Below are 12,521 nucleotides of genomic sequence, written 5' to 3'. Positions count from 1 at the left end.
GCGGCCACGATAGTTTAGGGGTAGCCCTACGCAAAAATAGCTCGATGCCAGGTTTATTATTTATACAACAAAAGCCTCCTCTCGTTTATGAAAGGGGCTTTTTGTTTTTCTGATACCATCTAAAAGCTTGAATAATGCTTTGGGTGACGCATGAACTATTGAGCTATATTTCGCTAATACCAATTTGTAATTCGTAATTACGAAATTCAGACAGAATCTAGGTTTATAGGTTTAAATCTGTTGCCGAATTTTAGAGAATTGCTAGAACCTCCATCTTCTGTAAGGTGCGAAGGTTATATCAAAGACACTAAGCTACCTCTAGCTGAATAAGCTTTGTGCTTAGTGTTTTTGGTTGAGCAAAAGATGGATTTTAGCCAGACTTTGATTGAAAAAAGTGATGCCATTATTGATCAATGGGTAGAAGCAGTTTACCAGGATCAACAAATTGAAGCTACTAAAGAGCTGACTTTCAAAGCTGTAAGGGATAGTTTACCCCGTGTTTTGAAAGCATTAGCAACGGTACTTTCTGAATCTGCAAAAAGCGATTTGCAAACGGTAGTAGATGCAAGTTTAGAACACGGATTGCTTCGTGCAGAACAAGGATTTGAGCCAACAGAGATTGCGCGAGAGTATCGTTTACTCCGGTTTGTTATTTTTTCTTTCCTGGAAGAAGATTTATTAAAGGCATCTTCTGTGGATTTGCTGCGAGCGGTACGCTTGATTGATACAGTAATTGATGAAGCGATCGCCCGTTGTTTCAACAGTTATACTTATGGACGACTACAAGAGCTTAAACAACTCCAAAGCCAGTTGCGGTTGACTAACCAAGAGTTAACTCGTTTAGTCAGTGCTAGTAAAGATAACATGTCTCAGTTGGCTCATGAACTGAAAACACCGCTAACTTCAATTATTGGTTACGCAGACTTATTTTTGCGTCAGCATCGTCAACAACAATCGGAACTCAAGGACTCGTATTCAAATCTTGAAAGTATTGAGCGAGTCTTAAAGAACGGTAGGCTGATTCTCCGGTTAATTAACGACACTTTGGAAATTTCACGTTACGATGCCGGTAAGATGAGATTACAACCAACTCTAATTGATGTACGTGAGTTAATCAACTCAGTTATAGAGATAATTGAACCACTAGCACGCGCTAAAGAATTATCTTTGGTTGTTAATTGCGATCGCGCCCCAGAACAGGCGTTAGCAGATCCACTACGGCTTCAGCAAATTCTCACCAATCTACTCACCAATGCAATTCGATATACAGAATCCGGTATGGTACGTTTAGAATGCTGGAGCGTATCTGAACAGCAGTGGGCTATTTCTGTTACTGATAGTGGTATTGGCATTTCTTCAGATGCTCAAACACAAATATTCAAGCCCTATTTTCGTGCAGTAACTGATCCACAAGTGCAAAACTCTGATGGTACAGGATTGGGTTTAGCGATTGTGTCACGATTGATTCAGTTAATGGATGGTGAAATCAATGTAATTTCACAGCCTGAGAAAGGATCTACATTTACCGTGATTTTGCCATTAGAAGCGATCGCTCATGAAGACAAATTAGAAAATGCAGAAATTTAAATTGTTATGATCGTTCAGTGAGCAGTAAATTACTAACATGATTTTACTCACAATCACCCAAAATACAATTGACTTGGCTTCGGGAGATGGGTTAACGCTAAGATTCAAAACATGAGACGATTACGAAAATTTACTCACTCGTCGCTCGTCGTCAGGATAAAGTGAGGCTAAAAATTCCATATATATTATATTCAGGCAAAAATTCTCGACACTCATCCAGACACATCTAGCAATAGCTAGATGTTAAAGTTCTCTTAAAACCTCTAATCTACTCACAACTATTAAAGTGAGAGATTTACTTGTGGATGCAATGTTAGAGCGATCGCACGCATTAAAACAAGCTTTAGTTGATTTTGTTCTTGATGCAGAAGGGGATTTGGCGCAATCGCTGGAAACCTATGCAGCAGGACAGCTACGCCGTGGTAGTGGTAACAGTACACAGCAAGACTTAGCTATTGACAGCTTTATCATAGAGGGAAAAGTTGGTGAGCAGTCACCACTAGAGTTGTTTATAGAAGACAATCCAGATTTATCACAGAGCGATCGCAACTTACTTAGGAGATGGCATCGTAGTTTCATTGGCTTATTTGCCATCACTAAAATTTTACCCGATGGTTTTGAGTTGATGAACTGGCTGACAGACAAACACTACATTGTTAAGCAAAATAATACCCAAACACTACAAGATATATCCCGGTTAAAAGAAGGAGAAATTTTACTAACTCGGATTGCTCCTGTTACCGATAGCTATTGGACATTCTTTAGTAATTACACAATTATGGGTAAATTGGGTAAACCTAAACTTGCTGTAGCAATAGGTAATTTTAAAGAAAACTATAAAAATCATCTTTATAGTGATGCACCAGATTTACTAGAGGAAGCTTGGAACTCGGTAGTACAATACCATCAGCAGTTTGTTGACTTTTTTGGCACTGATGAAATTACCATGCCAGGATATCAACTTAATAAAAAAATTGCTGAATTACAAGAAATAATTACTGAGAAGTATCTTAAAGCTTCAGGGATTGATCCATCTAAATCTCTGGCTGAAGTGGCACAAGAAGCTGGTATCGGAGAAGAAGAAATCAAAGCAGCTGTCAAAGAAGTTGGTGCTGACTCAAATGTTGTTTCTCAAATTTTAACCAGCAACAACAGCAGTAGTAAAATGGTGATGCCAAAGGTTGATTTACCTGCCGAACTTAAGAAAGCAGAACAGGTAACGACGCTTTCTCATCCCCGCTGGGGGCAAATGTTTTTACCAACTTACAGTAAAATAAAAACAATATTATCATCAGCGGATTGGCAAAGTATTGAAGGTGCTGAAAAATTAATTCGCTATTACCTCGAAGACAAAACTATTAATGCCTTTATTTGGTATCGGTTAGCTCAAGAATATCCGAATACATTAGAAAGTGTGTTGCAAACAGTCCTGCAACGTCCAGATTTTCGACTTACAAGTGATTTGGATGCTCTTTTGCAAGAATTTCATAAACCGCTAGAACCAGAGTTACCAGAAATTGCCAGTGTCCCTATACATCTACACAATTTATTTCAAGCGGCTATAGCAGAAGTTAATAAACCTAAACCTCAAAGTAAGGGACAAAAAAAGCCAGCTAAGGGCTTTAAATAAATATAGTAAAAATAAGCAAAAACTTGCTCTTTGGTTAATGTGATTGTTAACGCTCTACCATTAACCATGAGCCAATTCCATATAGCAATCCTATTTGACTTTGTGGAAAATAGTTTTAGTCAATAAACCATACGAGGTAAACGATAACTCTAAGGATGAGAAAATAAATTTTCACGATTTAGAGTTGCTATATCTCATACTAGCAGTATTGAAAATTCGGAATGACCAGTATTAGTCAATTTGTGACTCTCTAGAGATAATTTAGGTGATTCTGCAAGGCATCCTCTTAGAAAGTAATAATTTCTAAATCATTTGCTCATAGCCTTCTTGGTTAATCCACCGACTCCAGTATGCGTACATTATTAAGAAATTTAAGTATATTTTTTCCCTATTTGGAATTTGGGTAACATCATTTGAAGCATACGTTGTCAATATCTACCAATTTGACGAATAAAAATATGACAAATTTAAACCAAATCCTCCCCAGCGAAGGCATTTTGAAGAGCAATTCTACCAACACTAACGTGGTTAATATTCGTTCAGCGCCTTTAATTAAAGAAGGTAACGTTGTACACAAAGGTAAATCAGGCGATCGCGTCAAGATTCTAGACAAAAATAAACCTTCAGGTGACAAGCATAATTGGTACAAAGTCCAATTTGGCAAGCAGCAAAGTGATGTCGGTTGGGTGCGCGAAGATGTGATCACTGTAGTTGCAAAACCGTCGTCGCCGGATAAAAATCCCTCAGAAACACAAACGTTGTTGTATTTCGTTACCGACTCTAAGACAGTAAGAATTTACAATCAGGGGCAGGTATATATAAATGTCTACGACAATAAAAGTGAAGTTACAGAGCGTGCCCCTGCTGCAAAATTACTTAACAATGATCCTAAAAATATCTGGACAACATATGTCGCCATTAAAGATGGATATACTTATCAAGTCAGGTTTATTCCGGGTGCTGAAACGGAACTAACAATTATTTATAACAATAAAATCATCTTGCAACAGAAAGGTTTTCGCGCTGACGGTAGCGAGTATCGACCAACCTAATAATTGCCAATCAGCAAACAGTAATCTTTATAAGGTAAAAGGGACTGGAGATTAGGGATTGGGGATTGGGAAAGAGCGCAGAAAAATTATCGAATTCTGGTTTTACGCACAGACAAATTTTGGAATGTTTTCATAGTCCCCAGTACCCAGTACCAGGGGACTCCGACGCTCGATGGCTCGCTAACGCTACGCTATCGCCGCGACCAGTTGGTTACTGTTTACTAACTTACCGACTTTGCGCTTGAGTTGTAACTGTTAATACTTGTGGCGGGGTAGCATCTGGCGGATAGAGAAAGTCTACTTCTACTAATCTGCGATCGCCTGCTGGCATATTTAGTGAAACCAAAGGTTCTCCAGGTTGGCCTCTCTTTTGCACTAAATGTGTAAATTGAGTTTGCGCCTTTCCTTGATCATCTTTGTAACGTACCCGCACCGTCCCCCGGAAGAACACCTGACGGGCTGGAGTATTAAAAAAGCGTAGCCCTGGTTTTACTAATTGATCTTCTTTAAGTGGTGTTTGTATCGATACACTAACAGTTTGAGACTTTTGGCTATTGTTGTATAGCGGTAATTTAAGATTGTATTGAATACCATAGTTTCCGTGTGCGCGATAAGCGGTGTCAGGATAGCGCACCAGCATGGAGGCACTCTGAATTTGACCAGTTCCCAGGCTACCGCCATGCAGAGTACTTAAACCGTAAGAAAACACTTGCCCAGGCTCAGGAATAGTTAAATACTTTCCTTTGGGGCTATCTACTAGCAAGGCTCTCCATTGGGAACCACTGGCTACTCCAGCAACACGTCCATAAATTTGAGGTTTACCAGTTCCCTCAAGGGGAGTGGGGGTTTTATCCCGTGGGGTAGCCAAATCACCGTTATTTAGTAAATTTTGCCACTCTTCTACAGTCGGTGCGCGCTCGCTGCCATCGGGATTTGTCCGTGCAAACATAGCTAGGCTAGCTGCATAGACTGTGCCATTACTTCGTAATCGCATCAACGTAGAGCGGCCATTCAGAGGTGGTGTCAATCCCTTAACAGGAATTGGTAAATTTAGTAACATTTGACTTTGCCCTGGTGGAATGACAATTTGAGCAGGAAAAATCTCTTGTCGTCGTCCTCTTAGGACATCATTAGTTACGCGATCGCCTGGGCCAGCAAAAACTGTACCTGAAATATTTTGAGTAAAGGATGGTAACTGAACGAAAGGTGCATCTGGTTGGCTCAAATAACTTGCTGCCTGCAAGATGTTTACCGTTACAGGAGAAGAAGTAGGATTATGCAAAATTATTCCCAAATATAGCGATCGCAAATCCTCTGGTGGTTCAGCTCTGGCGACGTGGTGGGCAAAAACATCAAATCTACCTCGAAAAGGAAAATTCAAATGTGCCGTTGGTACTTTTCTGCCATCTGCGGGAAAGGTGGAAAGTAAAATTCCTTCCTGCAAAACTAATTCTGGACTATTGCTATTAAATACTGGCACTGCATCAAGTCGTCCTGGTAAAGGACGCACATCTTGTGGTTGTACCACCTCCTCAGACGGTGGTGTAGGAGGAGTCGTTTGTGCAAGCAAAAAATTCAGTAACAATGGCAACATATACTTAAAATATTTTCTCCACCATACAGACGGCAATAAATTTACGAAAGTGCCAATTTGTTAATAATTAATACGAAATCTGCCATAATCCCTACCAAATTTTCTTGATTCAAAACTGGAACATGAACAAAGATGCAACGAGTTGTGAGTTGGCGCTGACGCAGGTAATCCAATACTGAATAATAAAGACCTTCGCAGACAAATTTACCGCAGTCGTGGCTAATCTCAATTGCCGTTGCTCCCGAAATTAATTGTTCTAGATCCACCTCTGTATGCAAAACACTTTCTGCACAGCCAGCACATACCTCCACACTTAATTGCATACGTTTAGCCGCCATGCCACAACAGATGATGCAATCGGGTTGGAATTCATTGATTTTTTTGATTACACATTCACTAGCAAGCTGCACATCTACAGGTAACTGGCGTAAAAAAGTTAAATTATGAGCAAGCAAATTAAGTTTGGCTACTTCTAGTAATAAATCATCAGAAGAATTTGACTGTTGATCGCTTAACCAAGTGTCAAAAGAAGTTAATAGAATTCTTTTCTTCATAAGGAATATTATTTAAAATAGAAAAACACTCCATAATAAATTTACAAGGAGCAGGTCAATGCCAGTTATTGCAGTTGTAGATTACGATATGGGAAATTTGCATTCAGTTTGCAAAGGCTTGGAAAAAGCTGGAGCCACTCCGAAAATTACTCATTCTTTCAAAGAATTAGAACAGGCAGATGCAGTAGTCTTGCCTGGAGTAGGAGCGTTTGATCCAGCAGTACAACACCTGCGATCCCGTGATTTAGAACAACCAATTAAAGACACGATCGCATCTGGTAAACCTTTCTTAGGCATCTGCTTGGGATTGCAAATTCTCTTTGAATCAAGTGCAGAAGGTACACAACCAGGACTGGGAATTATCAGCGGAAAAGTGCGGCGGTTTCGTCCAGAACCAGAAATTACTATTCCCCACATGGGTTGGAATCAGCTGGAAATAACTCAGCCAAAAAGTATTCTCTGGGAACATTTACCTTCTCAGCCTTGGGTGTATTTTGTTCATTCCTACTATGTTGACCCAACAAACCCCCAAATACGTGCTGCAACTGTTACTCACGGTACTCAAACTGTAACAGCTGCGATCGCTCATGAAAACCTGATGGCAGTTCAATTTCACCCAGAAAAATCTTCTAATATAGGTCTGCAAATCCTGTCTAATTTTGTTGCTCAAGTCCGCGAAAAAGTTGCCGCATAATACAATTTGTTGTTTGTCAGTTGTTGAGTTGTCAGTTGTCAGTTACTAATTTTTTCCACTGACCAATTATCATTGACTAATGACTAATGACTCTTGACTAATGGCCAATGACTAATGAGCCTGAGAATTTACGGCAATCGCCAGCTAAAAACATTACCAGGGAAAGATACTAGACCCACCAGTGCGCGAGTACGGCAGGCAGTTTTTAATATTTGGCAGGGGAAAATTGCTGGTTGTCACTGGTTAGATGTGTGCGCTGGTACTGGTTCAATGGGTGCAGAGGCCTTGTGTAGAGGAGCCAGTTTAGTAGTTGGAATTGAACAATCTAGCCGAGCCTGTGCCATTATTCAACAAAATTGGCAGAGCATAGCTCGTGACGAACAAGAATGGAAGGTATTGCGGGGGAACGCAATCCAGCAGTTAAAAACTCTATCAGGAAAGCAATTTGACAAGATTTATTTTGATCCACCCTATGCCAGTGGATTGTACCAGCCAGTTTTAGAAGCGATCGCTGACTATCAGCTTTTAAATTCTGGCGGCGAAATTGCAACTGAACATAGTTCCCAAGATTGGACGCCGCCAATAATTCCCAATTGGGAGATTTGCCGCCAGAAATTTTACGGTAACACAGGTCTGACTTTTTACAGAAGTGTGGAATCAGGGTACTGAGATGATGCGGAGATAAGTTAATGGGCAAAGCTTCACCCCATAAATTTATCTCCCCACCAATCAAGACTCAAGCCTCAATAGTTCTTCACCCCCCCAATTGATTGGGACGCTTGAATTGCTTATAGGCAGCGTAAAATAGACCAGCAAGGGTAGCTACAATTAGACCAAGGACAATACCTGAGAGCAGGGGTTCAACCACTGTAAATCTCCTCTTTGCAATTATTAAATATTCGTTTCCTGTTTTTGATTTTACCAAATCGCGGATGAATCCCGCGCCAGAGAGCGTTTTTAAGGAATGAGTGCCCACAGTAAAATTATTATCTGTGCTTGCAGAGACCATCAAGAACTTTTAAGCTATGTGTAGGAAATGAAAAATTCTTATCAAAGCTAAACTTTAACTGCAAACCTTTTGGATAACCAGATTACCAAACCTGAAACTCTAATTCAGCGGATTGCTTTACTGGCTCTTGCCGTACTGTTAGCAATCCCTTTGGGCATTTTTGGTGTTCAGATGGTTCGAGCTTCCGATCCATACATCAAAAGTGTTCTCTCCCTTAAAGGAGATCCAATACAAGGAAACGCTATCTTTCAAATCAATTGTGCTGGCTGTCACGGCTGGCAAGCAGATGGACGAGTAGGCCCCAGTTTGCAAGCTGTCTCCAAGCATAAATCCCGATATGGGTTGATTCACCAAGTTATTAGTGGTGAAACGCCGCCAATGCCAAAATTTCAGCCTAGTGCCCAAGAGATGGCAGACCTTTTGAGCTATTTAGAGTCGTTGTAGAGTTAACTATGCGGTGTTTTTGAGAAAAAACTAACATTATTGATGAAATCAAAATTTTGTAGTGGTGAACTCGGCTGTATGAAGCGATTGCGCGGAGCGCAGGGCAATCATGCGATCGCTAAATCCAGAATTAGCCAGCAAATGTGAGCATTTTTAAGAAAAATTTAACCTTTTATGTTACTTAAATAACTTCTTCGAGGAAACTTCATACTAATTCGTAGATTTTTAAAATTACAATTGTATTGGGTATAACAAAGGGAGCAACTTAGAAGTTACTACTGAGTATGCTATAGTATGGCTTTTTTGCATCCTGCTTACTCAGCATCTAAAACTAAAGATTGTAAAACCCAACAAACCATGTACTTTTAGTATGCTTAACAGTTAATGACTGAAGTGCTCCAAATCGGTAACCGTACAATCACGGCTGATGAAATGATTCCCTTGCTGGCAAGTTACCAAATGCTGCCACAACTGCGACGGGAATTAATTATTGACGAAGCGATCGCATCAATAGACTGTACTGATGAAGAAGTAGCCTACGCCAAACAGCAGTTTTTCGCCGAGAGACAGTTAACTACAGAAGCCGAGGTCAAAGCATGGATAGCCTATCACGGTCTAAGTATCGATCAACTAGAAGCAATCTCTGTTCGGAAGCTGAAAGTTGAAAAATTCAAGCAACTTACATGGGGTAACAAAGTAGAATCCTATTTTTTTCAGTCCAAGGGAAGATTGGACAAAGTTATTTATTCTTTGCTGCGAACCCAGGATATGGGAATTGCCCAAGAACTATACTTCCGCATTCAGGCAAAAGAACAGTCTTTTGCAGAAGTGGCGCGGCAATATTCACGTGGGCCAGAAGCTCAAACAGGTGGGTTAGTTGGCCCGATTGAATTAAATCAACTTCATCCAGCGATGGCGCAATTGCTTTCTAACATTCAACCAGGTCAAGTTTTACCTCCAAATCGCATCGCCGAATGGATCGTAATTGTACAGTTGGAGAAATTTATTCCTGCACAAATGGATGAAGCTATGAGAGTGCGCTTATTGAATGAACTGTTTGAAAGCTGGCTACAAGAACAGCAAAAGCAAATGATAACTCCGGCAATTGCATTAGATAGCTAACTAAATTGTTGAGTATAAAACTTTGCATAGCGACGCTCAAGCGCTAACAGTTCTTCATGAGTACCTGATTCGACAATTTGTCCTTGTTCCAACACTAAAATGCGATCGCATCGCCGCACTGTACTGAGACGATGGGCAATAATAAATACTGTGCGGTCTTGCATGAGCCGTTCCAAAGCTTCTTGTACCAATGCTTCCGACTCTGAATCTAATGCCGATGTCGCCTCATCTAAAATCAAAATTTGCGGATTGAGGAGAACAGCACGAGCGATCGCAATTCTTTGTCGTTGTCCACCTGATAAATTTACCCCCCGCTCACCTACCCAAGTTTGATAACCTTCCGGTAACTGGCTAATAAATTGATGGGCGTTAGCAATTTTTGCTGCTTCTTCAACTGCTGACATCTCAAACGAGTCTTGTCCAAAAGCGATATTTTGGGCAATTGTTCCAGAAAACATGATGGTTTCTTGAGGAACAATACCAATTTGTCGCCGCAGACTATGAAGGGTAACATCTTGAATATCAACACCATCAATCAAGATGCTGCCAGATTCAGGGTCATAAAAGCGGGGTAGAAGATTCACAAATGTGGTTTTACCAGCGCCAGAACTACCCACAAGAGCGATCGCTTCCCCTGGCAATGCTAACAAATTTATATCTTTTAATACAGGTTCACCAGGTTTGTAAGCAAAACAGACATGGCGATATTCCACTTTGCCATTAACTAGGGGAAGGGCGATCGCGTTTTGCTTTTCTACTACCGTCGGTTGAATTGCCATCAATTCAAAAACACGGTCAACCGATGCCTCGCCCTGCTTAAATTCGTTGTAATTATTAGTAGTGTGACCAATGGGGTCAATTAATAAAGCTGCTGCGGCTAGGTAGCTGAAAAACTCTCCTACACTTAAATTGCGTTGAGAAATTTGCCATGCTCCCACCATTAATAATGATAAAGCGCTCAAAGCTTCTAAAAATCCTACAATGGGAATCTGAATTGCTTTTAGTCGTTCCGCTGAGTATTTGGCTTTGAGGCTGCGTTCTGCTTCCCGGCTAAATCTAGCAATTTCGTAATTTTCAGCAGCAAAAGCCTGTACTAAACGAATCCCACTGAAAACTTCTGTAAGTATGGCTGATAAACCTGATACACGATTTTGGCTGCGACGAGAATACTTTTGTAAACGTTCGCCAAACCACCCAATCAAAATACCCATCAATGGCGCAACTATCACTGTCGCTAGTGTCAGTTGCCAATTCAGGTAAATCATATAGATGGGAATTGCTAGCAACTGCAAAACACAGGGGATAAAGTCGTGAAACAGTTTATTGATTACTTCCCCAACCCGGTCAACATCCTCTGTGAGGCGGTAAGATAAATCGCCTGCTTTTGCTGTTTCAAAATAACTGAGATTTAGCTTTTGCAGATGAGCATAAACCTGCTTGCGAAGATTAAAAGCTACTCTTAAAGCAGCTTGCGCCATATAGATATCTTGCACAGACTGAAAAAAGCCTCGCACTAGAAACACCACACCGCAGATTGCAGCTATTTGGGCGATCGCTACTACATTACCTTGTCCAAAAGGCACTGCCAATTTACCCGCGAGATTGATCAGCGTTAATGTAGCTAGCACATATCCTAAAATGCCAACAAATCCCTTGCTGATGGTTTGCCACTGGGGTCGGATATAAGGTAGCAGTTGCCAATAATTAGATCGCGTTTTCAAGCTGTCACATCCACAATAATATTCTCCTTTGTCTGACGCTATCAGTTTTTAGGGAGTTTCTGAACAGTTATCTATCATTTCTAACTCAGGTCGGTTTCTCAATTCCAGAACTTATACCAATTCTCCAAATGAACTGCTACAGATCCAAAGTGTGGAAACCCTGATTGAATCTGGCTTTTCTAATTACGAATTACCGGAATGCTACTGCATGGGCGATCGCGTGTTTATGTATAAAGCTTTCATGACTTCTCCCAGAATTTGGGTATGTTTGGGGATTCTTATTGTCAAAATAATAGTACAATTGTTCTAGTAAGTAATTTAAAAATAAACTTCCACCAGCATTAGTGCAATCGTCTTTGAGGAAGAACCCAAGGCGGTGGATTTGTTGTGCATAGCGGGGGTTTTTAGGAGTTCAACATCATGATCACACAAGTACAGAGTGTAATTGCAGCCCAAGTTGACTCTAAAGCAATTGCAAAATCAGAATTTGAGCAATACGTTGAAGAAAAAGCCAATGTCCTCAAAAGCATTGGTGCGGAAAAATTTTCCTTACTTTCGCTGGCTGATGTTACCAAGACAATTTTGCATCATGCGTTTTGGTTAGCCGACCAAAAACAGAAGCTTTCAATCAAGCAGTACAGAAAACTACTTGTTGACCGAGGCTGGAGAGGCGAGGAAAAAAGGTATCTCAAGATTGCTGCGGTATTTGGTCAGTTCTCACCCCAGGATTTAGCACAACTTGAACCATTGACCGTATATCAGTTAGCAAACAATAGTAATAAGTATAAGCCAGTAATAGATGCTCTTTTAGATTTAAGCACTATTACCCAAGAAGCTGTGCGTTCTCTCGTCAAAGAAAAACGTACTCCCAAAGAACCAAAACCGGAAAAACCAAGTATTTGGCGGCGCACAAAGAATGGAGGCAGATATTGCCAAATTCCAGCTATTCATGAAGAGGATGAGCGTACAGGGGTAACTCTGCAAAACATGATAGACTCAGAGGGTTTGAGCGCTCAACAAATTGTGGCAGAAGCTATAGCTTTGAGACAAGCATATAAGGAAGGAAGGTTAGCTTTGGTAAACAAAGAAAAAGCGTGATCTACCCTGCCATTGA

12 protein-coding genes are annotated in these 12,521 nt (G+C 40.6%); 8 read left to right on the top strand and 4 right to left on the bottom strand.

Features of this window, described 5'->3' with window-relative positions; all coding sequences use genetic code 11:
• Positions 1 to 363: 363 nt before the first annotated feature.
• The 3 genes from AC5JL8_RS29730 (at position 364) to AC5JL8_RS29720 (ending at position 4,269) form a co-directional block, all read left to right on the top strand.
• The gene (locus tag AC5JL8_RS29730) at positions 364 to 1,587 is read left to right on the top strand and encodes a sensor histidine kinase (RefSeq protein WP_495883279.1); all 1,224 of its coding nucleotides are present in this window, start codon (positions 364 to 366) and stop codon (positions 1,585 to 1,587) included.
• A 301-nt stretch (positions 1,588 to 1,888) separates the two neighbouring features.
• Positions 1,889 to 3,217 carry a hypothetical protein gene (locus AC5JL8_RS29725; RefSeq protein ID WP_495883278.1) on the top strand — a complete coding sequence of 443 codons (1,329 nt, stop codon included), beginning with the start codon at positions 1,889 to 1,891 and terminating at the stop codon, positions 3,215 to 3,217.
• A 458-nt stretch (positions 3,218 to 3,675) separates the two neighbouring features.
• The gene (locus AC5JL8_RS29720; RefSeq protein ID WP_495883277.1) at positions 3,676 to 4,269 is read left to right on the top strand and encodes an SH3 domain-containing protein; all 594 of its coding nucleotides are present in this window, start codon (positions 3,676 to 3,678) and stop codon (positions 4,267 to 4,269) included.
• A gap of 226 nt (positions 4,270 to 4,495) precedes the next feature.
• On the opposite strand, the gene AC5JL8_RS29715 is transcribed toward AC5JL8_RS29720, so the two are convergent.
• Both AC5JL8_RS29715 and AC5JL8_RS29710 read right to left on the bottom strand, forming a co-directional pair.
• Positions 4,496 to 5,863, bottom strand: coding sequence for a DUF3370 domain-containing protein (locus AC5JL8_RS29715; protein WP_495883276.1), 1,368 nt, complete (start codon positions 5,861 to 5,863; stop codon positions 4,496 to 4,498).
• 41 nt (positions 5,864 to 5,904) lie between these two features.
• The gene (locus AC5JL8_RS29710; protein ID WP_495883275.1) at positions 5,905 to 6,417 is read right to left on the bottom strand and encodes a pyroglutamyl-peptidase I family protein; all 513 of its coding nucleotides are present in this window, start codon (positions 6,415 to 6,417) and stop codon (positions 5,905 to 5,907) included.
• Between the two features lie 58 nt (positions 6,418 to 6,475).
• Here AC5JL8_RS29710 and hisH point away from each other — a divergent pair, with 58 nt between their 5' ends.
• Both hisH and rsmD read left to right on the top strand, forming a co-directional pair.
• Positions 6,476 to 7,111 (top strand): imidazole glycerol phosphate synthase subunit HisH, encoded by a 636-nt coding sequence (gene hisH, locus AC5JL8_RS29705; RefSeq protein ID WP_495883274.1) that lies wholly within the window; start codon positions 6,476 to 6,478, stop codon positions 7,109 to 7,111.
• Between the two features lie 114 nt (positions 7,112 to 7,225).
• Positions 7,226 to 7,780: a 16S rRNA (guanine(966)-N(2))-methyltransferase RsmD gene (gene rsmD, locus AC5JL8_RS29700; RefSeq protein WP_495883273.1), complete on the top strand. Its 555-nt coding sequence runs from the start codon at positions 7,226 to 7,228 to the stop codon at positions 7,778 to 7,780.
• 85 nt (positions 7,781 to 7,865) lie between these two features.
• Here rsmD and petG read toward each other — a convergent pair whose 3' ends face one another.
• The gene (gene petG, locus AC5JL8_RS29695; RefSeq protein WP_495883272.1) at positions 7,866 to 7,979 is read right to left on the bottom strand and encodes a cytochrome b6-f complex subunit V; all 114 of its coding nucleotides are present in this window, start codon (positions 7,977 to 7,979) and stop codon (positions 7,866 to 7,868) included.
• A gap of 210 nt (positions 7,980 to 8,189) precedes the next feature.
• Between petG and AC5JL8_RS29690 the strand changes: the two genes are divergently transcribed.
• The gene (locus tag AC5JL8_RS29690; protein WP_495883271.1) at positions 8,190 to 8,564 is read left to right on the top strand and encodes a c-type cytochrome; all 375 of its coding nucleotides are present in this window, start codon (positions 8,190 to 8,192) and stop codon (positions 8,562 to 8,564) included.
• 384 nt (positions 8,565 to 8,948) lie between these two features.
• Positions 8,949 to 9,686, top strand: a complete 738-nt coding sequence (locus AC5JL8_RS29685) for a peptidylprolyl isomerase (RefSeq protein ID WP_495883270.1) — start codon at positions 8,949 to 8,951, stop codon at positions 9,684 to 9,686.
• On the opposite strand, the gene AC5JL8_RS29680 is transcribed toward AC5JL8_RS29685, so the two are convergent.
• Positions 9,683 to 11,407, bottom strand: a complete 1,725-nt coding sequence (locus tag AC5JL8_RS29680; protein WP_495883269.1) for an ABC transporter ATP-binding protein — start codon at positions 11,405 to 11,407, stop codon at positions 9,683 to 9,685. The genes AC5JL8_RS29685 and AC5JL8_RS29680 overlap by 4 nt on opposite strands.
• Positions 11,408 to 11,827: 420 nt before the next feature.
• Here AC5JL8_RS29680 and AC5JL8_RS29675 point away from each other — a divergent pair, with 420 nt between their 5' ends.
• The gene (locus AC5JL8_RS29675; RefSeq protein WP_495883268.1) at positions 11,828 to 12,505 is read left to right on the top strand and encodes a hypothetical protein; all 678 of its coding nucleotides are present in this window, start codon (positions 11,828 to 11,830) and stop codon (positions 12,503 to 12,505) included.
• Positions 12,506 to 12,521: the final 16 nt, after the last annotated feature.

The organism is Mojavia sp. (assembly GCF_059505145.1).
Note: the sequence above shows the minus strand (reverse complement) of the source record. Positions and strands in the feature narration are given on the sequence as shown.